The organism is Cellvibrionales bacterium (genome assembly GCA_016713115.1).
Classification (GTDB): domain Bacteria; phylum Pseudomonadota; class Gammaproteobacteria; order Pseudomonadales; family UBA7239; genus UBA7239.
The window spans coordinates 1,861,714-1,887,467 of record JADJPU010000001.1; the positions used below are offsets into that span (position 1 = coordinate 1,861,714).

The 25,754-nt window shown below is 48.2% G+C and carries 16 protein-coding genes, 2 tRNA genes, 3 rRNA genes and 1 pseudogene; 16 read left to right on the forward strand and 6 right to left on the reverse strand.

What is annotated here, in order from left to right:
• Positions 1-50 precede the first annotated feature (50 nt).
• Together IPK30_09240 and IPK30_09245 are read right to left on the reverse strand one after the other, a co-directional pair.
• A complete protein-coding gene (locus IPK30_09240; protein ID MBK8103451.1) occupies positions 51-1,334 on the reverse strand; it encodes a ribonucleotide-diphosphate reductase subunit beta in 1,284 nt (427 codons plus the stop codon).
• A 127-nt stretch (positions 1,335-1,461) separates the two neighbouring features.
• Positions 1,462-4,347: pseudogene (locus IPK30_09245) on the reverse strand (ribonucleoside-diphosphate reductase subunit alpha).
• A gap of 534 nt (positions 4,348-4,881) precedes the next feature.
• Here IPK30_09245 and IPK30_09250 point away from each other — a divergent pair.
• From IPK30_09250 to IPK30_09325, 16 genes are all read left to right on the forward strand, one after another.
• On the forward strand, positions 4,882-6,636 hold the full coding sequence (locus tag IPK30_09250) for an acetolactate synthase 3 large subunit (protein ID MBK8103452.1): 1,755 nt from the start codon (positions 4,882-4,884) through the stop codon (positions 6,634-6,636).
• A complete protein-coding gene (ilvN, locus tag IPK30_09255) occupies positions 6,636-7,127 on the forward strand; it encodes an acetolactate synthase small subunit (GenBank protein MBK8103453.1) in 492 nt (163 codons plus the stop codon). Before IPK30_09250 ends, ilvN begins: the two co-directional genes overlap by 1 nt.
• A gap of 42 nt (positions 7,128-7,169) precedes the next feature.
• Positions 7,170-8,180, forward strand: coding sequence for a ketol-acid reductoisomerase (gene ilvC / locus IPK30_09260; GenBank protein ID MBK8103454.1), 1,011 nt, complete (start codon positions 7,170-7,172; stop codon positions 8,178-8,180).
• Positions 8,181-8,261: 81 nt separating this feature from the next.
• Entirely contained in the window at positions 8,262-9,104 is an 843-nt protein-coding gene (gene pssA, locus IPK30_09265; GenBank protein MBK8103455.1) for a CDP-diacylglycerol--serine O-phosphatidyltransferase, read from the forward strand.
• A 259-nt stretch (positions 9,105-9,363) separates the two neighbouring features.
• A 16S ribosomal RNA gene (locus tag IPK30_09270) occupies positions 9,364-10,899 on the forward strand.
• Positions 10,900-11,018: 119 nt separating this feature from the next.
• Positions 11,019-11,095: transfer RNA gene (locus IPK30_09275), tRNA-Ile, on the forward strand.
• 18 nt (positions 11,096-11,113) lie between these two features.
• A tRNA-Ala gene (locus tag IPK30_09280) sits at positions 11,114-11,189 on the forward strand.
• Positions 11,190-11,409: 220 nt separating this feature from the next.
• Positions 11,410-14,290: ribosomal RNA gene (locus IPK30_09285) — 23S ribosomal RNA — on the forward strand.
• A 132-nt stretch (positions 14,291-14,422) separates the two neighbouring features.
• Positions 14,423-14,538, forward strand: a 5S ribosomal RNA gene (rrf, locus tag IPK30_09290).
• Together the 16S, 23S and 5S rRNA genes with 2 tRNA genes alongside form the textbook arrangement of a ribosomal RNA operon.
• A 75-nt stretch (positions 14,539-14,613) precedes the next feature.
• Positions 14,614-15,927, forward strand: a complete 1,314-nt coding sequence (locus IPK30_09295; protein ID MBK8103456.1) for an acyltransferase — start codon at positions 14,614-14,616, stop codon at positions 15,925-15,927.
• A gap of 200 nt (positions 15,928-16,127) precedes the next feature.
• Complete coding sequence (locus IPK30_09300) at positions 16,128-16,595, forward strand: hypothetical protein (protein MBK8103457.1); 468 nt, start codon at positions 16,128-16,130, stop codon at positions 16,593-16,595.
• A gap of 32 nt (positions 16,596-16,627) precedes the next feature.
• On the forward strand, positions 16,628-17,392 hold the full coding sequence (locus IPK30_09305) for an ABC transporter permease (protein MBK8103458.1): 765 nt from the start codon (positions 16,628-16,630) through the stop codon (positions 17,390-17,392).
• Positions 17,393-18,076, forward strand: a complete 684-nt coding sequence (locus tag IPK30_09310; protein ID MBK8103459.1) for an ABC transporter ATP-binding protein — start codon at positions 17,393-17,395, stop codon at positions 18,074-18,076. It begins immediately after the preceding gene.
• Positions 18,077-18,092: 16 nt separating this feature from the next.
• Positions 18,093-18,926, forward strand: coding sequence for a sulfotransferase (locus IPK30_09315; GenBank protein ID MBK8103460.1), 834 nt, complete (start codon positions 18,093-18,095; stop codon positions 18,924-18,926).
• 3 nt (positions 18,927-18,929) lie between these two features.
• Positions 18,930-20,507 (forward strand): hypothetical protein, encoded by a 1,578-nt coding sequence (locus tag IPK30_09320; protein MBK8103461.1) that lies wholly within the window; start codon positions 18,930-18,932, stop codon positions 20,505-20,507.
• 1 nt (position 20,508) lies between these two features.
• Positions 20,509-22,728 (forward strand): glycosyltransferase, encoded by a 2,220-nt coding sequence (locus IPK30_09325; GenBank protein MBK8103462.1) that lies wholly within the window; start codon positions 20,509-20,511, stop codon positions 22,726-22,728.
• On the opposite strand, the gene IPK30_09330 is transcribed toward IPK30_09325, so the two are convergent.
• The 4 genes from IPK30_09330 to IPK30_09345 are packed head-to-tail and all read right to left on the reverse strand — an operon-like array spanning position 22,721 to position 25,743.
• The gene (locus tag IPK30_09330) at positions 22,721-23,452 is read right to left on the reverse strand and encodes a 2OG-Fe(II) oxygenase (protein MBK8103463.1); all 732 of its coding nucleotides are present in this window, start codon (positions 23,450-23,452) and stop codon (positions 22,721-22,723) included. The two genes, IPK30_09325 and IPK30_09330, sit on opposite strands and share 8 nt — an antisense overlap.
• A complete protein-coding gene (locus tag IPK30_09335; GenBank protein MBK8103464.1) occupies positions 23,449-23,949 on the reverse strand; it encodes a hypothetical protein in 501 nt (166 codons plus the stop codon). Before IPK30_09335 ends, IPK30_09330 begins: the two co-directional genes overlap by 4 nt.
• 8 nt (positions 23,950-23,957) lie before the next feature.
• A complete protein-coding gene (locus IPK30_09340) occupies positions 23,958-24,932 on the reverse strand; it encodes a sulfotransferase (protein MBK8103465.1) in 975 nt (324 codons plus the stop codon).
• Positions 24,933-24,942: 10 nt separating this feature from the next.
• On the reverse strand, positions 24,943-25,743 hold the full coding sequence (locus tag IPK30_09345; protein MBK8103466.1) for a class I SAM-dependent methyltransferase: 801 nt from the start codon (positions 25,741-25,743) through the stop codon (positions 24,943-24,945).
• Positions 25,744-25,754 lie beyond the last annotated feature (11 nt).

Consider the following 25,754-nt stretch of genomic DNA (forward strand, 5'->3'; position numbering starts at 1 on the left):
AAGCACCCACTGGGTGCTTTTTTATTGGCCAATGCAAATAGAGATAGAAATTATTCCCAACTCAATGCGCCGCCAGTCTGGTATTCAATCACGCGCGTTTCAAAGAAGTTTTTCTCTTTGCGCAGATCCATGATTTCGCTCATCCACGGAAACGGGTTTTTTACACCGGGGAAGGCTTCTGGCAGGCCGAGCTGCGCTAAACGGCGGTTGGCGATGAAGTGCAAATACTCTTCCATCATAGCGGCGTTCATGCCGAGTACGCCGCGTGGCATGGAGTCGCGTGCGTATTCCACTTCCAACTGCGTGCCTTCCAAAATCATTTGAATGACTTCTTGTTGGAACTCTGCAGTCCACAAGTGTGGGTTTTCCAGTTTGATTTGGTTGATGACATCCACGCCAAAATTCAGGTGCATGGATTCATCGCGCAAAATGTATTGGAACTGTTCGGCCACGCCAGTCATTTTGTTGCGGCGACCCATCGACAAAATTTGTGTGAAGCCGCAGTAGAAGAAAATGCCTTCGGTGACGACATAAAAGCCGATCAAATTGCGCAGCAGTTTTTGATCCAATTCTGGTGTGCCAGTGTGGAAATCGCGATCCGCCAAACCTTGTGTATAGCGCAAGCTCCAAGTGGCTTTTTTGGCGATGGAGGGCAGCTCGCGGTACATATTGAACACTTCGCCTTCATCCATGCCCAGTGATTCAATGCAGTATTGATAGGCGTGCGTGTGAATGGCTTCTTCAAAGGCTTGGCGCAGCAAATACTGGCGACACTCTGGGTTGGTGATATGGCGATAAATACCCAGCACCAAGTTATTCGCCACCAGCGAATCCGCCGTTGAAAAATAACCGAGGCTGCGCATCACAATGCGGCGCTCATCTTCTGAAAGTGCCTCTGGCGTTTTCCATGTTTGCACATCTTTCGCCATGTTGATTTCTTGCGGCATCCAATGGTTTGCACAGCCATCGAGGTATTTTTGCCACGCCCAATCGTATTTGAAAGGCACGAGCTGATTGAGATCCGCGCGGCAGTTGATCATGCGTTTTTCATCAACGGTGATGCGCGCGGCTCCCATTTCCAGTTCTTCTAAACCGGTGGCGGAATCCATGGTGTCGACAGCGTGTTGCGTTCGCGCAATGGCTGCTGCGAGATTGGCGGGAGCGTTTTCCATGCGCACAGGTGCTTGTGCTGGCGCGGCGGGTTGCGCAATCGCTGCAGCAGCGGCTTGTACCACGGGGGCAGGTGTGGCTTCTTCCATAGCCTTGTTGCTGACAGCTGCCGTGGTGGCAACTGGGCTGAGAGTCTCTTCGCTGTAATCATCCCAACTTAACATCGTCTTTCTCCTGATTTTTTTCTGAACTCAATCAAAGTTTCTATTGCTATATCTGAGTGAAAAAATATCGCTGGCGGCCGTGCATTTCCCACCGCACCGCCAACGATTCTCCCCCCAGAGAGAACGGTTACTGACAAGCCTCACAGTCAGGATTGTCGATAGAGCAGGCCTTGGGAACGGGCGCAGCCTGTGGTGCCATGCTGGCAGAGCCACCCGCCGATACCGCATTGAGTGCGCCGGTATTGATGGTGGATTTTTCTGTGGTGGTGGCAGCTAGCGCGCGCAAGTAGTAAGTGGTTTTTAAACCGCGATACCAAGCCATGCGATAAGTGACATCCAGTTTTTTGCCGGACGCACCGGAAATATATAAGTTGAGTGATTGCGCTTGATCGATCCATTTTTGTCGGCGGCTCGCAGCATCCACCAACCAGCGCGGTTCCACTTCAAATGACGTGGCGTACAGCGCTTTCATGTCATCGGGAATGCGATCAATTTTTTGCACGCTGCCTTCGTAATATTTCAGATCGTTCACCATCACGCTGTCCCACAGGTCGCGCGCTTTTAAATCGTGCACCAAGAAGGGATTGACGACAGTAAACTCTCCAGACAAATTCGATTTCACATACAAGTTTTGATAAGTCGGTTCGATGGATTGCGATACACCACAGATGTTGGAAATCGTGGCAGTCGGTGCAATCGCCATTACATTGGAATTGCGCATGCCTTGCGAGCGCACTTTGTTGCGCAGGCTGCTCCAATCCAGTGTTTGACTGCAATCGACTTCAATAAACTCTGCACCGCGCGCTTGCACCAATGTTTCAATGGAATCAATCGGCAGGATGCCTCTTGACCACAGCGAGCCTTCAAAAGTGGAGTAACGGCCGCGCTCCAGCGCGAGGTTGCTGGAGGCTTCAATCGCGTAGTAGCTCACGGCTTCCATCGAGCGATCCGCAAATTCCACGGCGGCATCGGAGCTGTACGGAATACGCATTTTGTACAGCGCATCTTGGAAGCCCATGATGCCCAAGCCCACAGGGCGATGGCGCAAGTTAGAAGTGCGTGCCGCTTCGACAGAGTAGTAGTTAATATCGATGACATTGTCGAGCATGCGCACGGCAGTTTTAATCGTCTTCGCCAGTTTCTCTGTGTTGAGTTTGCCGTTTTCAATGTGTTGCAACAAATTGATAGAACCCAAGTTGCACACAGCAATTTCTTCATTGGCTTTGGTGTTCAGTGTAATTTCTGTGCACAGGTTCGAGCTGTGTACCACGCCGACATGTTGTTGCGGGCTGCGCAGGTTGCACGCGTCTTTGAAGGTGATCCAAGGGTGACCGGTTTCAAACAACATGCCCAACATTTTGCGCCAGAGATCTGCAGCGCGTACGCGTTTGAACAGGCGGATTTTTCCTTCGCGCGCGAGTTGTTCGTAGTGCTCGTAGCGCTGTTCAAATGCTGTGCCGTATAAGTCGTGCAAATCGGGTGTTTCGCTCGGTGTAAACAGTGTTCATTCACCATCGGTGAATACGCGTTTCATGAACAAATCTGGCACCCAGTTGGCAGTGTTCATGTCGTGCGTGCGGCGGCGATCGTCGCCAGTGTTTTTGCGCAATTCAATAAATTCTTCGACATCAATGTGCCAAGTTTCGAGATATGCACACACCGCGCCTTTGCGCTTGCCACCTTGGTTCACAGCCACAGCGGTATCGTTTGCGACTTTTAAAAATGGAACAACGCCTTGTGATTTGCCGTTAGTGCCTTTGATGTACGAGCCGAGTGCGCGCACCGGTGTCCAGTCATTGCCGAGACCGCCTGCCCATTTAGATAACATGGCGTTGTCTTGGATTGCGCCGTAAATGCCGTGCAAATCATCAGGCACAGTGGTGAGGTAGCAAGAAGAAAGCTGTGGACGCAGCGTGCCGGCGTTGAACAGCGTGGGCGTAGAGGCCATGTAATCGAATGAAGAAAGCAATTCATAGAATTCAATGGCGCGTTCTTCTTTGTTCGCTTCCGCTGCTGCCAAACCCATCGCGACACGCATGAAGAAAACTTGCGGCAATTCAAAACGAATATCGTCTTCGGTGTGAATAAAGTAGCGGTCGTACAGCGTTTGCAACCCCAAATAATTGAACTGCATATCGCGTTTGGCATCTAAAGCGCGACCGAGTTTTTCCATGTCGTATTGCGCCAGATGTGGCGCCACCAATTCCAGTTCAATTGCTTTGTGGATGTAAGCAGGCAGTGCGCGTGGATACAGCGCCGCCATTTCACTCTGCGTGGCCTGCTGTGCGAGGCCGAGAAATGACAGCGCTTCGGCACGCAGTTGATCCATCAATAAACGCGCAGTGGCGTAAGAATAATTTGGCTCTTTTTCAACCAAAGCGCGCGCAGTAATCACCAGTGAGGTGTTGACATCGTCGTGCGAAACACCGTCGTACAAATTGCGCATTGCTTCTTCAATGATGGTGTTGGCATCAACGCCTTCTAATTCCACACAGGCTTCACGCACGATGGTTTCTAAGCGACCAACATCCAATGGCTGTTTGGAGCCATCTGCCAAAGTCACATTGATAGAAGGGTGTGCTTTTTGTGCCGGTTGTTTGGCGGCGCGCAGGCGGGCGTGTTCTTCGCGGTATAAAACATAATCGCGTGCAACTTTTTGCTCGCCGTTGCGCATCAGCGCCAGCTCGGCTTGGTCTTGAATGTCTTCGATATGCACCGTGCCACCTGAAGGCATGCGGCGGCGGAAGGTTTGATCAATCTGCTGTGTCAGGTTGGCCACTGTCTCGTGGATGCGCGAGGACGCGGCCGCCGTGCCGCCTTCAACGGCGAGAAAGGCTTTGGTGAGTGCCACGGCGATCTTGCTGCTGTCATAGGGGACAACCGTGCCGTTGCGCTTGATAACGCGCAGTTGCCCAGGGGCAGTGGCGGCGATACTGGTGGGTTCATCAGCAAAAGCAGCGGGTGAAGTGGTGGTTAGTGCGGGTTCTTGTGCGTGTGTGATTTCAGTCTGCATGGCGGCCTCTTGATCTCTCTTATTATGTAAGGTGCCGTCGTGGCACCTGCTTCCGTTATGAGGGCTAGTTCACATAAAACCCTATATATTGGGTTTTTGAACTGGCGAGCTACAAGATAATGCGCTTTTTGCTCGATAGCAAGGGATATCTGGGCGGAAAATCTGTGGATAAGATGTGCTTGGTCAAAGAGCCGTCGGCTTGGATATAAAAAGCCTTCAGCTTGGATATGGGGATGTGTTGTCAATCGTGATTGACTTTACTGGCTGTGCTGGCAAAATCGTCAGCCTCGCACTGGGGAGCGGTCATCGCAGGTCAAATCCTGATGATCGCCCTGTCAGATAAATCATCTGCTTCCCGGTCTTTATGTGCATATCCAGTGCACGCTTCCCGCGTCTGGCAAGGGCCTTATCCGGCTTGTGCCCCGTGGCTTTGAAGGCAGAGTGTGCGCACTCTGGTTCTCGATACAGCCTAAGGTCGCCTTGCATGCTTTTGATGCCCGTTGGTGCCGCGGCAAGAAACTAATTGGAAAAGACATGACTGAACGCAAAACAGAATTGTTATCTGGCGGAGAGATGTTGATTCGCGCGCTGCACGACGAAGGCGTGGAATATGTTTTCGGCTACCCGGGCGGCGCGGCATTGCATATTTACGATGCCATCTTTCAGCAAAAAGATGTCCAGCATATTTTGGTGCGCCACGAACAGGCGGCCACACACGCAGCCGATGGCTACGCCCGCGCCACCGGCAAGGTGGGCGTGGTGTTGGTGACTTCTGGTCCAGGCGCTACCAATGCTATTACTGGCATTGCCACTGCGTATATGGATTCGATTCCTATGGTGGTGATTTCCGGTCAAGTACAAAGCCATTTGATTGGCGGTGACGCGTTTCAAGAAACGGACATGATCGGCGTGTCGCGCCCCATCGTAAAACACAGTTTTATGGTGAAAGATCCGGCGGAGATTCCAGAGATTATTCGCAAGGCGTTTTACATCGCCAGCACGGGTCGTCCTGGTCCTGTGGTGGTTGATATTCCGAAGGACAAAACGCATCCGCATCTGAAATTTGAATACAAATTTCCGGAAAAAGTGAAGCTGCGCGCGTACCAGCCTCCAGGTCGCGGCCACACCGGTCAAATTAAAAAAGCGGTGCAAGTATTGTTGGAAGCGCGTCGTCCCGTTATTTATGCCGGCGGTGGCGTCGTGCAGGGTGATAGCGCGCAACTGTTGACGCAATTGGCGCAGCAACTGGGTTATCCCGTCACCAATACTTTGATGGGTTTGGGTGGTTACCCGGGCTCTGACAAACAGTATCTCGGTATGCTGGGCATGCACGGTAATTACGAAGCCAATATGGCGATGCACCACGCCGATGTTATTTTGGCAGTAGGTGCACGCTTTGATGATCGTGTTACCAACACGCCGTCTAAATTTTGCCCCGATGCGAAAATTATTCATATTGATGTTGATCCGGCGGCGATTTCAAAAACTGTGCATGCAGATATTCCTATCGTTGGCATGGCAGATTCTGTGCTGCGCGATATGCTGGACATCATCAAAGAAAGCAAAGAAAAGCCAGATGCCGTTGCACTGAAAGATTGGTGGAAGCGCATTGAGGTGTGGCGTGAAGAATACGGTTTGTATACACAGCCGCGTTACGCGCCATCTGGTGGCACGCTGATTAAGCCGCAAGATGTAATTAAAATGTTGCACAAAGTGACGAAAGGCGATGCCTATATCACTTCGGATGTCGGTCAGCATCAGATGTTTGCCGCGCAATATTATTTGTTTGATAAACCGCGTCGTTGGATCAATTCTGGCGGTCTCGGCACAATGGGTTTTGGTTTGCCGGCAGCGATGGGCGTGCAGATGGCGTTTCCAGACGCTACGGTTGCCTGCGTCACTGGTGAAGGCAGTATTCAAATGTGCATTCAAGAGTTGTCTACCTGTACGCAATACCATTTGCCGGTAAAAATCATCAATCTCAACAACCAAGCGTTGGGCATGGTGAAGCAGTGGCAAGATATGCAGTACGAAGGCCGTCACTCGCAAAGTTTGTACGAAGATTCGTTGCCGGATTTCATTAAGTTGATGGATGCATACGGTCATGTTGGTATCAAAGTAACACGCTACGAAGATTTAGAAGCGGCGATGGAACAGTGCTTTGCCATGAAAGATCGCGTGGTGTTTATGGATATTTATGTGGATAGCACCGAGCATGTGTACCCGATGCAAATTGCGCCGAATGGTTCGATGCGCGATATGTTGTTGAGCAAGATGGAGCGCACCTGATGAGACGCATTATTTCTGTATTGCTGGAAAATGAGCCGGGTTCTTTGTCGCGTGTGGTGGGCCTGTTCTCGCAGCGCGGTTACAACATCGAAACGCTGACCGTGGCGCCGACGGAAGATCCCACTTTGTCGCGCCTGACTTTGACGACGATTGGTGATGAAAATGTGATTGAGCAGATCACCAAGCATCTGAATAAATTGGTGGATGTGGTGAAGTTGGTTGATCTCACCGAAGGCGCACACATCGAGCGTGAGATCATGTTGATCAAAGTGCGTGCTGGCGGCGCGCAGCGCGCAGAAATTAAACGCTGCGTTGATATCTTTCGCGGGCAAATTGTGGATGTCACTAGCGCGATTTATACCATCCAGTTGGTGGGTTCTAGCGCGAAGTTGGATGCATTTTTGGAAGCGGTTGGTGATGCAGCTATTCTGGAAGTGGTGCGCAGCGGTGTTTCCGGTATCGCACGCGGTGAAAAAGTATTAGGGCTCTAATTTTTATTTAACTGGCACAAGCCAAAACTCACGAGGTAAACCATGCAAATCTATTACGACAAAGACGCTGACATTTCTATCATTCGCGGTAAAAAAGTAGCGATTATCGGTTTTGGTTCTCAGGGCCATGCGCATGCAGGCAATTTGAAAGATTCTGGCGTAGATGTGGTAGTGGCTTTGCGTCCAAACTCACCTACTGCCCAAAAAGCAGAAGCAGCGGGCTTGGCGGTTAAATCCGTGCCGGAGGCTGTCAAGTGGGCTGATTTGGTGATGGTGTTGACGCCTGATGAGTTTCAATCACAGTTGTACAAAAGTGAAATCGAACCCAATTTGAAGCAGGGTGCAACGCTGGCGTTCGCACACGGTTTTGCCATTCACTACAACCAAGTCGTGCCGCGCGCTGATTTGGATGTCATCATGATCGCACCCAAAGCGCCTGGCCACACCGTGCGCAATGAGTTTGTAAAAGGCGGCGGTATTCCTGATCTCGTTGCAATTTATCAGAACGCATCGGGTAAGGCGAAAGAAGTTGCATTGTCTTATGCCTCTGCTATTGGCGGTGGCCGTACCGGTATTATCGAAACCACTTTCAAAGATGAAACCGAAACCGATTTGTTCGGTGAGCAAGCGGTTCTGTGTGGTGGCGCGGTTGAGCTGGTCAAGATGGGCTTTGAAACGCTTGTTGAAGCGGGTTACGCGCCAGAGATGGCTTATTTTGAATGCTTGCATGAATTGAAGCTGATTGTTGATTTGATGTACGAAGGTGGCATCGCCAACATGAATTATTCAATTTCAAACAATGCTGAGTACGGCGAATATGTAACGGGTCCTCGTGTTATCAACGAAGAGTCGCGCAAAGCCATGCGCCAAGCGTTGAAAGACATCCAGAATGGCGAGTACGCCAAGAAATTTATTCTGGAAGGTGCAACCAACTACCCATCCATGACGGCGTATCGTCGCAACAATGCAGCGCACCCAATTGAAGTGGTGGGTACTAAACTGCGTTCAATGATGCCTTGGATCAAGAAAATTGTAGACAAGAGCAAAAATTGATAGCTGTTGAAGCGAAGCGCGGCTTAGGCCGCGTTTTGTTTTTGTAGCGTATTTTTTTAAAAGTTTAGAAAGGTAGTCCGTATGTCAAAGGATCAGCAGAATTCAGCCGGTATCGCCGAAGAAGATGGTGGTGTGCTTCCTGTGGGTGAGCATGTGGAAGAAGTTGCGGGTGCCGATGGAAAAAAAGTTCGCCATCGCGGCATTTATTTGCTGCCAAATTTGTTCACTACAATGGCTCTCTTTTGTGGTTATTACGCGGTGATTGCCGGTATGCAGCATCGTTTTGATAACGCAGCTATCGCCATTTTTGTCGCAATGATTTTTGACGGCTTGGATGGGCGCGTTGCGCGTCTCACCAATACGCAAAGCGCATTTGGTGTGCAGTACGACAGTCTGTCTGACATGGTGTCTTTCGGTGTGGCGCCCGGTTTGGTGATGTTTAACTGGGCGCTGGTGAATGTAGGTAAATTTGGCTGGTCGGCAGCATTTTTGTATTGCGCATGTGCGGCTTTGCGCCTTGCTCGGTTTAATACACAGGTTGAGACGGCGGATAAGCGCTACTTCACAGGCTTGGCCAGTCCGGCTGCTGCTGCCGTTATAGCGGGAACTGTGTGGTTGGGTAGCAATACGCAGATTGAGCCGGGCTTAGTGCCTGTTTTGTTAACAGTGTTGACTGCAGTGACCGGGCTATTGATGGTGACTAATCTGCGTTACTACAGTTTTAAAGGAATTGATTTCAAAGGTCGCGTGCCTTTGGTGTATTTATTGGCGGTTCCTTTGATCATTATGGTGTTGGCTTGGCACACTGAGCTGATGGTGTTGAGTTTGGCGGTAATCTACGCGCTATCTGGCCCTGTTTTGCATTGGCGTACACGCAAGCAAGTAGCCGCAGAAGTGAATAGCAGCCTAGAATCAAATCAGTAAATAAATGTAAAAAAGCGCACTTAAATGTTGCAACGATTTTTTAGTTGCCTATAATGCGCGTCCGCACTGAGCGAGCCTCAGGCGGGTTGGTTAACAAGATATCAGACAATGCGTGTGGGTACTTGTATTGGAAGCAGTATTATCAATACAAGACCTGACAATTCATATTGTGAAAGTTGAAGTATTGAGCCGAGTTTTGGATGGTTAGCGGGTAACTGCGAAATCATCCGCTCTTGTCTTTTGACAGAGTTAAAAGATTGAACTGAAGAGTTTGATCATGGCTCAGATTGAACGCTGGCGGCAGGCCTAACACATGCAAGTCGAGCGGATGAAGGGGGCTTGCTCCTGGATTCAGCGGCGGACGGGTGAGTAATGCCTAGGAATCTACCTAGTAGTGGGGGATAACGTTTCGAAAGGAACGCTAATACCGCATACGTTCTGAGGAAGAAAGCAGGGGATCGTAAGACCTTGCGCTATTAGATGAGCTTGCGTCCGATTAGCTAGTTGGTGGGGTAAAGGCCTACCAAGGCGACGATCGGTAACTGGTCTGAGAGGATGATCAGTCACACTGGAACTGAGACACGGTCCAGACTCCTACAGGGAGGCAGCAGTGGGGAATATTGGACAATGGGGGCAACCCTGATCCAGCCATGCCGCGTGTGTGAAGAAGGCCTTCGGGTTGTAAAGCACTTTAAGCGGGGAGGAAGGCCTGATGGCTAATATCCATCGGGATTGACGTTACCCGCAGAATAAGCACCGGCAAACTTCGTGCCAGCAGCCGCGGTAATACGAAGGGTGCGAGCGTTAATCGGAATTACTGGGCGTAAAGCGCGCGTAGGTGGTTAAGTAAGCGATCTGTGAAAGCCCCGGGCTTAACCTGGGAACTGCAGGTCGAACTGCTTGGCTAGAGTATGGTAGAGGGGTGTGGAATTTCCTGTGTAGCGGTGAAATGCGTAGATATAGGAAGGAACATCAGTGGCGAAGGCGACACCCTGGACCGATACTGACACTGAGGCGCGAAAGCGTGGGTAGCGAACAGGATTAGATACCCTGGTAGTCCACGCCGTAAACGATGTCTGCTAGCCGTTGGGGGGCTTGTCCCTTCAGTGGCGGAGCTAACGCGATAAGCAGACCGCCTGGGGAGTACGGCCGCAAGGTTAAAACTCAAATGAATTGACGGGGGCCCGCACAAGCGGTGGAGTATGTGGTTTAATTCGACGCAACGCGAAAAACCTTACCCGGTCTTGACATCCTGGGAACCCTTTAGAGATAGAGGGGTGCCGCAAGGAGCCCAGAGACAGGTGCTGCATGGCTGTCGTCAGCTCGTGTCGTGAGATGTTGGGTTAAGTCCCGCAACGAGCGCAACCCCTGTCCTTAGTTGCCAGCATTCAGTTGGGCACTCTAGGGAGACTGCCGGTGACAAACCGGAGGAAGGTGGGGATGACGTCAAGTCATCATGGCCCTTACGACCGGGGCTACACACGTACTACAATGGAACGCACAGAGGGTTGCAATACCGCGAGGTGGAGCTAATCCCATAAAACGTTTCGTAGTCCGGATCGGAGTCTGCAACTCGACTCCGTGAAGTCGGAATCGCTAGTAATCGCGAATCAGCATGTCGCGGTGAATACGTTCCCGGGCCTTGTACACACCGCCCGTCACACCATGGGAGTTTACTGCACCAGAAGCCGGTAGCCTAACCGCAAGGAGGGCGCCGTCCACGGTGTGGTCGATGACTGGGGTGAAGTCGTAACAAGGTAGCCGTAGGGGAACCTGCGGCTGGATCACCTCCTTAAACGAACGCTGCCCAAACGAGTACTCACACTCATTGTCTGATAGTGAACGCACACAGCGAACATGCCCGCGGGTGAAGAGTCGGCAGATTATCGCCGCTTGGGCGCAGGCAATGGATACAGGCCTGTAGCTCAGTTGGTTAGAGCGCACCCCTGATAAGGGTGAGGTCGGCAGTTCGAGTCTGCCCTGGCCTACCACTCTTTGTGAGGAGACAAGGGGCTATAGCTCAGCTGGGAGAGCGCCTGCTTTGCACGCAGGAGGTCAGCGGTTCGATCCCGCTTAGCTCCACCATTGTTGCTGTGTGATCTGAGAGAAATCAGAACGGAGTGATGAGTGTCATCACTGTTTTCTGGTTTTTGCGCCAGATGTTCTTTAAAAGATAGAAACTGTAGTAATAAGTATGCTGAATCAAGCGCATGCTGTTGTGTCGCCTAGACGCAACGGCTGCAATCCGGCGAAAAAAGCAGAGACAGCCAGTCGATTGTTTCTGTTCCAGTCGTTTGTCTTATATGGTCAAGCGACTAAGCGCATACGGTGGATGCCTTGGCAACGAGAGGCGAAGAAAGACGTTGGAGCCTGCGATAAGCTTCGGGGAGGTGGCAACCGACCTTTGATCCGGAGATCTCTGAATGGGGAAACCCACCTGTCATAAGGCAGGTATCCTGCACTGAATCCATAGGTGCAGGAGGCGAACCAGGGGAACTGAAACATCTAAGTACCCTGAGGAAAAGAAATCAACCGAGATTCCCTTAGTAGCGGCGAGCGAACGGGGACCAGCCCTTAAGCACAGTGAGTTCTAGTGGAATGCTCTGGAAAGTGCAGCCGTAGAAAGTGATAGCCTTGTACACGAAAGGGCTCATTGTGTGAAATCGAGTAGGACGGGACACGTGTTATCCTGTCTGAATATGGGGGGACCATCCTCCAAGGCTAAATACTCCTCGTTGACCGATAGTGAACCAGTACCGTGAGGAAAGGCGAAAAGAACCGCGGTGAGCGGAGTGAAATAGACCTGAAACCGAATGCTTACAAGCAGTAGGAGCCCTTCGGGGTGACTGCGTACCTTTTGTATAATGGGTCAGCGACTTACTGTCAGTGGCAAGCTTAACCGTATAGGGGAGGCGTAGCGAAAGCGAGTCTTAATAGGGCGTTTTAGTCGCTGGGAGTAGACCCGAAACCGGGCGATCTAGCCATGGGCAGGGGTGAAGGTTAGGTAACACTGACTGGAGGCCCGAACCGGGATCTGTTGAAAAAGATTCGGATGACCTGTGGTTAGGAGTGAAAGGCTAATCAAGCTCGGAGATAGCTGGTTCTCCTCGAAAGCTATTTAGGTAGCGCCTCGGACGAATACCACTGGGGTAGAGCACTGTTAAGGCTAGGGGGTCATCGCGACTTACCAACCCTTTGCAAACTCCGAATACCAGTGAGTACTATCCGGGAGGCACACGGCGGGTGCTAACGTCCGTCGTGAAAGGAAACAACCCAGACCGCCAGCTAAGGTCCCCAATCATGGCTAAGTGGGAAACGATGTGGGAAGGCATAGACAGCTAGGAGGTTGGCTTAGAAGCAGCCATCCTTTAAAGAAAGCGTAATAGCTCACTAGTCGAGTCGGCCTGCGCGGAAGATCCAACGGGGCTCAAGCCATGAACCGAAGCTGCGGATGCATCTTATGATGCGTGGTAGAGGAGCGTTCTGTACGCCTGTGAAGCTCGATTGAGAAGTCGGGTGGAGGTATCAGAAGTGCGAATGCTGACATAAGTAACGACAAGGGGAGTGAAAAACTCCCCCGCCGGAAGACCAAGGGTTCCTGTCCAACGCTAATCGGGACAGGGTTAGTCGGCCCCCTAAGGCGAGGGCGAAAGCCGTAGTCGATGGGAAACAGGTTAATATTCCTGTACTTTTGGTACTGCGATGAGGGGACGGAGAAGGCTAGGCCAGCGCGGCGTTGGTTGTCCGCGTTTAAGGTGGTAGGCTGAGATCTTAGGCAAATCCGGGATCTTAAGGCCGAGAACTGATGACGAGTGCCCATGTGGCGCGAAGTGGTTGATGCCATGCTTCCAGGAAAAGCCTCTAAGCTTCAGGTATCAAGAAACCGTACTCGAAACCGACACAGGTGGTCAGGTAGAGAATACCAAGGCGCTTGAGAGAACTCGGGTGAAGGAACTAGGCAAATTGACACCGTAACTTCGGGAGAAGGTGCGCTCTTTGACGTGAAGGACTTGCTCCGTAAGCGTTGGGGAGTCGAAGTGACCAGGCCGCTGCAACTGTTTATCAAAAACACAGCACTCTGCAAACACGAAAGTGGACGTATAGGGTGTGACGCCTGCCCGGTGCCGGAAGGTTAATTGATGGGGTTAGCGCAAGCGAAGCTCTTGATCGAAGCCCCGGTAAACGGCGGCCGTAACTATAACGGTCCTAAGGTAGCGAAATTCCTTGTCGGGTAAGTTCCGACCTGCACGAATGGCGTAATGATGGCGGCGCTGTCTCCACCCGAGACTCAGTGAAATTGAAATCGCTGTGAAGATGCAGTGTACCCGCGGCAAGACGGAAAGACCCCGTGAACCTTTACTATAGCTTGGCACTGGACTCTGACACTATCTGTGTAGGATAGGTGGGAGACTTTGAAGCGTGGTCGCTAGACTGCGTGGAGTCGACCTTGAAATACCACCCTGGTGGTGTTGGGGTTCTAACGCTGACCCGTTATCCGGGTTGCGGACAGTGTCTGGTGGGTAGTTTGACTGGGGCGGTCTCCTCCCAAAGAGTAACGGAGGAGCACGAAGGTACCCTCAGCATGGTCGGAAATCATGCAATGAGCGCAATGGTAGAAGGGTGCTTAACTGCGAGACCCACAAGTCGAGCAGGTACGAAAGTAGGTCATAGTGATCCGGTGGCTCTGTATGGAAGGGCCATCGCTCAACGGATAAAAGGTACTCCGGGGATAACAGGCTGATTCCGCCCAAGAGTTCACATCGACGGCGGAGTTTGGCACCTCGATGTCGGCTCATCACATCCTGGGGCTGAAGTCGGTCCCAAGGGTATGGCTGTTCGCCATTTAAAGTGGTACGCGAGCTGGGTTCAGAACGTCGTGAGACAGTTCGGTCCCTATCTGTCGTGGGCGTTGGAGATTTGAGAAGAGTTGCTCCTAGTACGAGAGGACCGGAGTGAACGCACCTCTGGTGTTCGGGTTGTCACGCCAGTGGCATTGCCCGGTAGCTATGTGCGGACGGGATAACCGCTGAAAGCATCTAAGCGGGAAGCCTCCTTCAAGATGAGATCTCCCTGGGGAGTCAATCCCCCTGAAGGGTCGTCGAAGACTACGACGTTGATAGGTGGGGTGTGTAAGCGCTGCGAGGCGTTGAGCTAACCCATACTAATTACCCGTGAGGCTTGACCATATAATAGAAATGACTGGAAATACGCGGATTGCGTTGCTTGATCGGCATACAAACACTACAGTATCTATCGCTTTATTCGGGTCACTCGTGGCGCTCCCCAGGGAGATAAGCCCACGATACCCAAACGAATTGCCTGATGACAATAGAGATCTGGAACCACCTGACCCCATGCCGAACTCAGAAGTGAAACAGATCATCGCCAATGGTAGTGTGGCGCTTCGCCATGTGAGAGTAGGTCATCGTCAGGCATCTAAACCAAACCCTTACCAGTAAACACTGGTAAGGGTTTTTTTTGGTCTAAATGTATGTGTTGTTAGGAAGTTATGGAAAATAGTGGTTCTGTTGTAGCTGGAAGTAAGAATAAATTTCGCCAAGATATAAATGCGTTACGAGCTTGGGCGGTGGTGTCAGTTGTTCTTTACCATTTTGGCGTGCCTGGCTTTTCTGGTGGTTTTGTTGGCGTTGATATATTTTTTGTAATTTCAGGCTACTTGATGACGGGAATTATTGTTTCTGGTCTTGAGGTAGGAAAATTTTCTGTTCTAAATTTTTACTTCGCGCGAATAAATAGAATTATTCCGGCGTTGCTTCTTCTTTGTCTCATGCTTTTGGCACTTGGCTGGTTTTTGCTTGCCCCCGACGATTACGAAATACTAGCGAAGCATGTCAAAGACACTTTGCTTTTTGTGTCAAACAACACATATAGAAAGGAATCTGGTTATTTTGATGTGCTTTCACATGAGAAATGGCTGCTGCATACTTGGTCGCTATCGGTTGAATGGCAGTTCTACCTAATTCTCCCTGTTTTTTTGTATGTTGCATGGTTAATAAATAAAAAGCGCAGATGGCTTTTTTCTGTGGTTTTTGTGGTGTTTTTGTATTCATTGGTGTCATGTATTTTAAAAACCAACGAAGCGCCTACAAAAGCTTTTTATATGATTAAGTATCGCTATTGGGAGATGTTGGCTGGCGGGTTAGTTTATTTTCTGTCTGATTTTTTGCGAGATAAAATATCTAGGGGAGCTGGCACTGTTGTTTATGTTGCTTCGATTTTAGGAGTCTTGCTGCCGGTATTTTTTGTTACTTCAGAAAGCCATTGGCCTGGATATCTGGCGCTAATTCCAGTTTTGGGCGCTGCTGCTTTTATATTGGTAAATCGATCTGATCTTGCAGTGGTCAATAATAAAGCAGTGGTTTGGGTGGGTGAGCGCTCCTATTCAATTTATTTGTGGCACTGGCCGGCAGTGGTATTGCTGGATTATTTTCAATTGCTTTCCAGCATATACCTAGTGGCTTTTGGCGTGCTGGGCTCCTTTGTGGTCGCAGAGTTGTCGTACAGACTCATTGAGAATCCATTTAGAAAACGCAGAAATAGTGTGGTTTGGGTGGTGCCTGCCATTGTGTTGTTAGCCAGTGTAGGCGTTTGTGCGATGGCGCTCGGTGTAATTAAGCTTAAAGGGCTGCCGGATCGTGTTGATCCAGTTGTTGTTAAGTTGGCCGCTGAAAAAGGAAATATAGATAAAGGTAAAAGTAATTGTATTTATGGTGAAAATCCTGCCCAAGGTCCTTTGTCTTGTGAATACGGCAAAGGTGAAATTAAGGCTGTAGTTCTGGGGATAGTCACGCGATTGCTATAGCTTCAGCTGTCCAAGCGGCATTGCCCGAGCGAAGTGGGAAGATTTTGCTGTGGTCACGAGCTGCTTGTCCTTTTATAAAGGGCGTAACGGCAAAAATTGATCAAGACTGTAATGATTTCGTGAGCTGGGTGTTGGAGAACATAAAGTCTGTTCCGTCGAATGTTCCCGTTATTCTGATTCAACGGTCATCGCTTTATGTCATGGGTGCTAATGAAGGTGTTGTTGGTACGGGCAAGGTTAAGCCACCTATATATTTTGATCAGCCATATGATTATCCGGCGCCAGAGTTTCTTGCGCAGTTTCGGCAGCACACATTGGATACACTGTGCGAGGTGAGTAAATCAAGAAAATTGTATTGGATGAAGCCGACTCCTGAATTAAAGATTGGTGTGCCACAAGTTATGGCTAGAGCAAAAATGAGAAATATGGATAAGCGGGTTTTTGTTTCTTTGGCTGAATATAACGAAAGAAGTCAATTTGTCTTTTCATTGATGAATGATGCAAAGAAAGATTGCGGAGTTCAGATGTTGGATCCTCTACCGTATTTGTGTGATGACAAAGCCTGCTATGGGGATAGAGATGGATGGCCGGTATATTTTGATGATGACCATTTAAGTGCGTCTGGCAACAAGCTATTGATTCCTATGTTTCAGAGAGTTTTTGAATAAGGTGCTGTCTCAATGATTTGTAGAATTACCCTATGAAGCTTCGGCAATGCTTGGAGTTAATCAGTTATCGCGCGTTGGCAGAATTGCGTCGCGGTGCTTCTGGTATGTATTTGGGGATGTTTTGGTGGGTATTAGAGCCATTGTTGTACATGGCTGTTTTTTATGTTGTTTTTGGTATGGGGTTAAAGAAAGGCGGAATTGAATTTGTATTTTATCTTTTGTGCGGGCTTATTCCTTGGAAGTGGCTTGATAGTACGGTGAGAACTGCGTCGGGAGTAATTCTTTCTAGTGTTGGGTTGATGCAGCAAGTGTATTTTCCTAAGTGGCTTTTGCCAGCCTATATTGTTGTTGCAAATACCTATAAATTTTTTATTGTGCTGTTTCTGTTGGTTGCTGCGCTAATTTTATGCGGCATATATCCAACAACATCATGGAGCTTCCTTCCCATTTTGGTGACTGTACAATTTTTATTGGTGTTATGTATGTCTTTAGCTGCTGCGGCTGTGGTTCCATTAGTTCCTGATTTGAGGTACGCAGTTCAATATGGCATGACGATGCTGTTTTTTCTGTCAGGTGTCTTTTTTAATGTCGCGGAATTAGAGGAGCCTGTTAAGTCTTGGTTGTTGTGGATACCTACCGTACAGTTAATCGAAGCATACCGAGGGTTATTTCTGGATAACAAAATTCCGGATTGGATATCAGTGGGAAGAGTTTTATTTTCTGCTGGAATATTTGGTATGTTTGGTGTTCTGCTATTGCTTTGTTTTGATAGATATTATCCAAGGATCGTGAAATAAATGGGTAAAGAAGCTCTCAGTCTTGATGGGGTTGGGTTTTCATATGCCCGGCGGCACATGTTTGGCAAAAATCCCCCGCCAGTATTGGATGGCGTTAGCTTCAAGATAATGAAAGGTGAGGTGCTCGGCATAATTGGAAAGAACGGCTCTGGAAAGAGTACGCTGATGAAGGTCGTGGCGGGAATCGTGAAGCCGGATGTTGGCGAACTGACATCTGGGGTCGATAAAATTCAGTTGTTGTCACTGCAAGTAGGGTTTATTCAAGAGTTAACAGGGCGAGAGAATGTTATTTTGAGTTCTTTGCTCTTGGGGATGCGACGCAGGGCAATTGAGCGGCAAATGGATCAGGTTATAGAGTTCTCCGAATTGGGCGAGTTTATTGATCAGCCACTGAATACCTACTCCTCGGGCATGAGAGCTAGACTGGGGTTCTCCGTGGCGTGCCAAGCGGACCCAGATATCCTTCTCATTGATGAGGCATTTAGTGTTGGGGATGCGGGTTTTCGCAAAAAAAGTAAGATGATTATTGAAGAGCGGATGCAGACTGATCGGTCCTTTGTTTTGGTTTCCCACAGTGAGTCGATGCTACGCGAGTATTGTGCGCGTTGTGTTTGGTTGGAAGCTGGCCGTGTTGTGATGGTGGCTGAAACAGAAAAGGTTCTTGCCGCGTATGGCGCGGCATGAGTGAGAGTGTGGCACAATGATTCTCGGTAGAAAAAAGAAACCAACTAAAATAAGGGAGAGTGGTGTGGATAGTGGTTCAATAGATGTTGTATATGGCGCGGATAACACGCCTTTTTTTATTTTGGGCTGCGTGCGATCAGGAACAACACTGCTTCGCGATATTTTGAGAATACATCCGCGCTTGGAGTCTCCAGAAGAGACGCATTTTTTTCGTTGGGCCGATCCCTATGCCAGCCCGCGATATGAGCGCAACTATGTGGGCGTGAAGTTGTTTAAGAATCATCGCGACTTGGATGGGGTTAGCGACTTTGACTTTGAGTTTTCTCGTCAGATGGCAAAAAACCGAAAAGATATTTCTGATTTTTATGGAAAATTTTTTCTACAAGCCAGAAATAATATTGATGGGAGATGGTTTGATAAAACGCCCCAAAATGTCTATGGGATTTTGTTGTTAGGCCATATGTACCCAACAGCCAAGTTTGTGCATATCTATCGCAATCCGCTCAATGTTGTGTCCAGCCTTAAAGAAGGGCGTGTAATGGCAAAACATGAGGTCAAGGGAGGGATTAACTATTGGTTGGAATCCATGATCATGATTAATGAATACAAAAAAATGCCCGGTGGTGCGGAGCGTTTTTTGGAAGTGAAATACGAAGACTTGGTGGCGGATCCTAAGCCGGAGGTTTCAAAAATATTTCGTTTTGTAACGGAAGATCCTGATTTAATGGATTACTCCAAGGTCAGCACACATAAAGAGAAAGATAAATACAAGAAAATCTTGTCGGAGACGGAGATTTCTTATGTGAAACAATTGTGCGAGCCGTTTTTTTCGCAGTATGGCTATGCTTAATTTATGAGCTCCAGCGGTAACCGCAAGAAAATAGTCTTTGTTCTGGGAACCCATCGCAGTGGAACATCGCTTACGGCGGAGCTGGTGAGTGGGCTGGGATATGCGGTCCCCGGTGAATTACTGGAATCTATCGACGAAGTGAATGCGCGAGGTTTTTGGGAGTCCAAGGAGGTCGTTGCCTTAAACGAGCGGCTGTTAGATGCGGCCAATCTAAAGTGGTTTCATGTTTGTCCAGTAGGGCATTTCTACAAGGCTGTTTCACCGGATGCTTTGCGTGAAATATCGCGGGACATAAAAGTTTTTATCGATGTTGAATTAGAAAAGCATGGCCAGTTGGTGATTAAAGATCCTCGACTGTGTATTTTGTTTCAGGTGTGGCTTTCTGTCATCGATAGAAATCATTGTGATGTAAAAATTCTATTTGTTAATAGGCATCCGGCCGCTGTTGCAGGGTCCTTGCAGGCAAGAGATGGCTTTTCTTTGTTTTCTGGGCACTTGCTATGGATGTACTACTTTTTCTCGGTTTTCTCGCGTGAGTTTACGGGGGAAGTTCTTTATTTAAATTACGAAAATATTTTGAGTGACCCGCATTCTTGTGGTGCCATTATCTCGTTTTTAGGTGTTGGGGAGGTTGACGGCGAGGCTTGGCTGAGGGCGATTGATAGTAGTCTACAAAGAAATTTTAGTGCTGAATTTCCCGATAGTGGTCATGTCTATAGCTTGGCAAAGTATTTTTATATCGCGTACCTGCATGGGGCTGTGGTAACAGACAGCGATGATGTTGTAAAAGGCATCGATAGTTTTGAAAGTTTTATTTTTACAAATAACGATTTTGTATATGCGCTAAATGAATCAAATAACAATATTTCTGGGTTGCGAAAAGAGTTGGTTGCTATTGGAGAGATGCATACCCATGCGCTTCATGTGATCAGAGAGAAGGACGCTCTATTGCAGGAGAAGGTAGAGCAGATAAATGCAGGGGATACTCGTGCAGCCGAATTGCAGCTTGTTGTTGCTCAAGCCAAGGACAGTGTCGATGCTCTACAGCATTCTTTGGCTGCATGCAGCGCATATATCGCTGAATGTGAAGCCAGAATTTTCGATCTCGAGTTTGCAGTTGGCGAGTTTTCGGCTGTAAGAGAGCGTATTGCGAGTTTGGAAAAGTTGATAGCTCAGCGGAATGCGGAAGCTCTGCGCAACGAGGCATATATTGCAAGATTAGATGCGAGGATAGCTGAGTTACATGAGGCGGTGACTGAGTTTGAGGCACTTCGAGAAAGAATTTCACAGATAGAAGCGACACTGCAGCAAAAAAATATAGAGCTCGATGGTAAAACGCGAGCTGTTGCTGGTGCAGAACAGCGAATTATTGAACTGGATCAGCTATTTGTTGGGCAGCGTGCTAACTACTTGTCTGCATTAGGTGTGATTGATGAGCTTGAAAAAAAGCTAACGACAAGAAACGATGAGTTTTTCTGTGTCGCAGATGAGCTGTCTGAGGTGAAAGAGCGTCTAGATAGCTTGTTGTCGTGGCGTGTTGTTAGGGTGATTGATCGGCAGGTGTCGAAGGGAGAGAGTTAGGATGATTGATGTTATCGTTCCTGTTTACGATGGTTTGGAAGAGACGCGTCGATGCATTGAGTCTGTGTTGAGCGGAAGTAATGTGGCGAAGTTTAATGTGCTGGTAGTGGATGACTGCTCGCCTAATGCTGAGATAAAAAAATATCTAGAAAAGCTAGCTGCTGAAGAAAAGATAGAGCTGCATACTAATAAAACCAATAAGGGTTTTGTTGGCACGGTTAATCTTGGCATGCGTTTGCATGCTGATCGCGATGTCGTTTTATTGAATAGTGATACGGAAGTTGCCAATGATTGGTTGGATAGAATGCTTGCGCATGCAGCAAAAGATGAGCGTATTGCAACAATTACGCCGTTTTCTAACAACGCTGAAATTTGCAGCTTTCCGCGTTATTGCCAGCCAAATTCATTGTTTTTAGGAAAAACAGTTGCAGAAATTGATGCGGTATTTGCAGGGCTGCCTGCTGAGCAGATAGATGTTCCCACTGGCGTTGGTTTTTGTATGTATATTCGTCGGGATGCGATCAATGATGTCGGGCTTTTTGATGAGGAAGCCTTTGGGCGTGGCTATGGAGAGGAGAACGATTTTTGTATGCGTGTTTCAGCTGCGGGTTGGCGTAATGTAACCTGCAGTAATGTATTTGTATTTCATGACGGCGGCGTTAGCTTCTCATCAGAAAAAGCTGAGCGCGTACAAAATGCTATGGCTATTTTAGATAAAAAGTATCCAAGTTATCACCGGCTCGTGCAGGAGCATCTGAAAAAAGACCCCGAGAGACCATTTCGCGTGATGGCTCAGTTGGCGTTGATGCGGCAATCAAGAAAACCTAAGTATTTATTTGTAACACACAGTTTGGGTGGCGGTGTTGTTAAACATTTGCATGAGTTGGCCGAACATGTTGTTGAGCAGGTTGAGTGCTTGTTTTTGCGGTCTTCGGAAGAAGGTTTTGTTGAGGTTGGTTGTCACTATGGAGATTACCACTGGTCTTTGTTTTTCAATTTGCATGATGAGTACGCTCGTCTTTTGGAGTTTCTGCAATCAATAGAAATCGAGAGAGTTCATTTACATCATGTGATGAACATCTCTGATGATGTGTTGGATTTGGTGGATGATCTCTCTGTTCCTTTTGATGTTACCTTGCATGATTATTATTTTGTTAGTGCGAACCCGACATTAACGGATCGCCACGGAGTGTTTGCCGAGGATCCCGTGACGCGCGATACATTGTGTGCAGAAAGTTATCCTCTGCCGCACCAAATGAATGTTGCAGAGTGGCGAAGTAAATTTTCTGAAATACTTTTGCGCGCGGATAGGGTTTTTTCACCCTCACAGCGTTGTCGCGAAGTGTATTTGGAGTATTTTCCACAGTTGGCTATTGAGGTGGCGTATCACCCAGAGTGGGAGCAATCTCATCCGTATGCGCACCCTCGTGTGCCAGAAATGACTGCGCAGGAGCAGCTGCGTATCTTGGTTATTGGCGCAATGAGCCGTGAAAAAGGTGCTGATGTACTTGAGAGGACAGCCACCTATCGCGATGCCTTAAATCGGTTGCAGTATCATTTGATAGGCTATGCTTACAAGCCATTGGCGCCAGAAGTGGTACAACATGGCGCTTATGACGATGAAAAGTTGGATGATTTAATAAAAACCCTCAAGCCGCATTTAGTTTGGTTTCCTGCGCAGTGGCACGAAACTTATTGCTATACATTGAGTGCAGCGTTACGCAGTGGGTTGCCGATTTTGGCTACAGATTTAGGTTCTTTTCCTGAGCGCTTGGAAGGTAGGCCGTTAAGTTTTATTAAACCATGGCGTTCAACGCCAATCGAATGGAATGACACATTATTGCAGATTCGAGATTTGCTAATTGGCTGTGCTGAAAACAAAAGTGCGGCATTGGAGTGGCATCAAGCTTCGCCCGAAAACTGCGCGTTTTTATATGGGCGTGACTATGTCGTTACATTAGCGGAAGACAAAGCGCCAAGCGTAATTCCTTCCCTACCTTCGTTGCGTCAAGTGATGCGCTGGTGTTATGCACCACCTGCAAATCGAACATTAGATGTACAGGCGCGGGAAAAAATTTTACTGGGTTTAATGCATTGTCGCGAGAAATACGGTGTTCGTCATATACTGAAACTTGTGCCATTTGCTTGGCAGAGAAAAGTTAAGCGTTGGTTCAGTCATCGACCTTTGCATGAAGTCATCAATGATCAAGCGTCTAGTTGATTTCTTGCCATAGTGTTTTATGTGGGCTGGCATCTTCATTAGCCGGCCGACCTATAGTGTAGTAATACTGTGCAATGGATTTGCGAGAATTTCCTGCCGGACAATTCAGTGGATGCGGATGACCGTGAAAGCTGTCCCGCTGGGTCGAAAAGATGACACAGCGTCCAGCGATGGGTGCGATTTTTTTAACGCAGCGGCTCATATCGCGTTCCCATAATTCTAAGTGTCCACCCCAATCGTCCTGCCAGTTTTCATTCAGGTAAATCAGGATATTCAAACGGCGATCTAGATTGAAATGCGGGTGTTTGTTGAAATCAGCATGGATCATCAGCAGCCCGTCTTTTAGCGTTTCGTGTACACCGCCACCAGCCATATGCGGGTCTGCGATTAGGTTTTCAATTCCTGTCAGTTTTTCTAGAAACGAAAGAAAAGGTGCGGAGTTTAACTCCCAGTACAGGTGGCGAATGATGGGGTCAACGCCGGCTTGGTTGGATAGCCAGAGCTTGTTGGGTTGTGGAAACTTTCCGGATTCAAGAGTGGCTTGCGTGGGTTTCTCTTTCAAATCAGGGAAGTGTTCAAGGATCTGTGTGACAGTATTTTCATCGATAAAATTATCAATAGCGATATGCGAGAACGGTGTTTCCTGCTGATAAATTTCTGCTTGTGTTCGTGCAATATTTTCTAGTCGCGCGTAATTCAGTAGTGGAGTAATTCCTAAATTCATAGCGCTGTTTCTCCAAGCAGGGCAGGGCTTTGCCAGTAATGCATGTAGAAAGTGTCTGCGTGTTGTTGATAAAAGGGTTCTGTATTGTCGATTTTTTTTATTACAGCATCGCCAGTGATTAGACAAATAGAGACTCGTAGCGCAGATTTTAATGTGTTGCAGGTGTCTGGCATGTCTAAGCCGCTGTAATTACAGTGTGTGTCAGGTAATAAATGGGTTATTCCTGTCATGTTTTCCAAGAGGCGTATCATGATGCCGCTTTGTAATTCCCACAGGCATTGGCGACTAACAGGCGACAGCTGATTTTGTTGTAGAGTGTTTGGATGTTGCAAGAAAATAGCTTTATCTTGAATCAGTGCCTTGTGCAGTTCTTTCGAATACTCTGGCCGCACGAATTGTGTAATAGATAAAGAGCCTTGAGAAGGAAAATCTGAATTGACATAAGCGGCTCTCATTGACCCGTAACTAAAAAGAGCATTGTGCGGTTTGTCTGACATAGACATATCTATACACGGTTTGATTGTGATGTGGCCACATCGTAGCCGTATTGGCTTAGCTGCAGCCCCGTTAAGTGTTCTAGATGTAGGTTGCTTGCAGAAAATTGTCCAGCAAAGGCATGGGAGACAGTTTGATTGAAGTCATCTTCAAACCAGTTATGTGTAAAGGCAGGGAGCTTACTAGACTTACTGTTTTTAATGTTAGCGGCTATACGAGCTTCGGTGAGTTCTAGCGGAGCCGCGTAATTAAAAGGCGTTTTTAGGAAGAGGTTTTTGAGTCGTTGGATATAGATATTCAGTAGTGGCTGATTTTTGTTGAGCTTTCTTTTCCACGGAAGTTTCTCGAAAGCTGTGGTTGCCATGCATTGGGTGTGTGAGAGTATTTTTGTTACGAAGTTTTTCGGGTCTCTGATAAAGAATTCGTAGGGCAGCACCAACACATTGTCTCGCCCAAATAATTCTTGATAATACGCGGTAGTTAAATCGAAACGCAGTAGATCCAAGTTGAACTGTGGTACCAGTGAGGTGTGTTTGGGGTTGAGTAGGCGCTTAATGCTGTGAGGCATCCCCCAGACCACCATAGTTTTGTACAGTGAGCGCATTAGGCTGCGCTGTTCTCTAACAATAAAAAGTATTTTTGCATCGGGAAATAAAATTTTCAGACGGTCAGCATTCTGTTTGGCGTTGAAGCCGCCGCAGTAATAATTGCCGGCAAGAGCCTCTGCGCTACAAACAGGAACCAGTCGTTGGTAGTTCGGAGTTTTGCTCAGTGTTTCCTCAATAAAAGCCATGCACTTTGATTCGTCAAAAGTGAAAGGGCTTGGGTCAATAACGCTAATAGTTGTTCGTAGCGAATCTAGAATATTGATGTAACCTTGTTCCGGCTGGAAGAGAAATTTTTGCAGCCAAGATGACATGGCTTTGGGAAAGCCGATATGGATTAGCGGTGGCTGCATGCCGTGGGCACAATGATCAAAAGCCATGCCGGGTTCCTTATGGCTCGTTGTGGTTACTGATTTGCGCTTTTTGAGCCGATTCAGCTTGCTGCTGTTTGCGCTGTTGTTGTAGACGCTCCTGTCGAATAACTTTGCGTTTGTATTCATGGAAGCGTGCGGCGTGTGCATAAAAAGCACGCAAATCTTCCTGCGTTTTTGTGTCTGTGCTAAATAACATCTTTAGCAAGTCATGGTTGAGTTCCTCGCCGCCTGCTTTGCGTAGCACGCCGAGCCCAAATCCCTGCTTAAAGGTAAATGTATTGTATTGATTGGAAATCTCTTCCCAAAATTTCCACGCGCCGAAATCCATCATGCGCGCCTGAATGTCATGAAAAAGAATGATGCCACCTGGCTTTACTTTGGGATGCCAGTTGCGGAAGTCTTCGGAGACAGCCTCATAAGTATGCAAGCCATCGATGTGGAGCAAATCAATTGATTCTTCGCTGAAGTGTGCCAGTGCATCGTTGAATAGCATGCGCATTAAATATGAAATGCTGGCGTAGTTGCTGCGCGCGTGTTTTTGTACGGCTTCATAAGTTTCATTATTGTATGCGCCAGTGTGTTCGTCGCCGGCCCAAGTATCAACGGCGTAACACAGTCCATCAATATTGTTTTCTGCCATAGCCTGACAAAAACAAAAAAATGAGGTGCCATTTTGTGTGCCGAGTTCTACCACGAGTTTAGGTCTGGTAGCGGCGACAATGTCGTAGCCAAATGGGAGATGATCAACCCATGTGCTGAATGCCATGTAGTCGATGGAAAAATTTCGAAGCGATGGCGGTAGAAAAGGCGACATTATTTTTCTCTGTT

Coding starts and splice junctions, on each gene's coding strand:
- IPK30_09240 (MBK8103451.1), bottom strand. CDS start 1,334: ATGTTAAGTTGGGATGATTACAGCGAAGAGACTCTCAGCCCAGTTGCC.
- IPK30_09250 (MBK8103452.1), top strand. CDS start 4,882: ATGACTGAACGCAAAACAGAATTGTTATCTGGCGGAGAGATGTTGATT.
- ilvN (MBK8103453.1), top strand. CDS start 6,636: ATGAGACGCATTATTTCTGTATTGCTGGAAAATGAGCCGGGTTCTTTG.
- ilvC (MBK8103454.1), top strand. CDS start 7,170: ATGCAAATCTATTACGACAAAGACGCTGACATTTCTATCATTCGCGGT.
- pssA (MBK8103455.1), top strand. CDS start 8,262: ATGTCAAAGGATCAGCAGAATTCAGCCGGTATCGCCGAAGAAGATGGT.
- IPK30_09295 (MBK8103456.1), top strand. CDS start 14,614: ATGGAAAATAGTGGTTCTGTTGTAGCTGGAAGTAAGAATAAATTTCGC.
- IPK30_09300 (MBK8103457.1), top strand. CDS start 16,128: ATGGGTGCTAATGAAGGTGTTGTTGGTACGGGCAAGGTTAAGCCACCT.
- IPK30_09305 (MBK8103458.1), top strand. CDS start 16,628: ATGAAGCTTCGGCAATGCTTGGAGTTAATCAGTTATCGCGCGTTGGCA.
- IPK30_09310 (MBK8103459.1), top strand. CDS start 17,393: ATGGGTAAAGAAGCTCTCAGTCTTGATGGGGTTGGGTTTTCATATGCC.
- IPK30_09315 (MBK8103460.1), top strand. CDS start 18,093: ATGATTCTCGGTAGAAAAAAGAAACCAACTAAAATAAGGGAGAGTGGT.
- IPK30_09320 (MBK8103461.1), top strand. CDS start 18,930: ATGAGCTCCAGCGGTAACCGCAAGAAAATAGTCTTTGTTCTGGGAACC.
- IPK30_09325 (MBK8103462.1), top strand. CDS start 20,509: ATGATTGATGTTATCGTTCCTGTTTACGATGGTTTGGAAGAGACGCGT.
- IPK30_09330 (MBK8103463.1), bottom strand. CDS start 23,452: ATGAATTTAGGAATTACTCCACTACTGAATTACGCGCGACTAGAAAAT.
- IPK30_09335 (MBK8103464.1), bottom strand. CDS start 23,949: ATGTCAGACAAACCGCACAATGCTCTTTTTAGTTACGGGTCAATGAGA.
- IPK30_09340 (MBK8103465.1), bottom strand. CDS start 24,932: ATGGCTTTTGATCATTGTGCCCACGGCATGCAGCCACCGCTAATCCAT.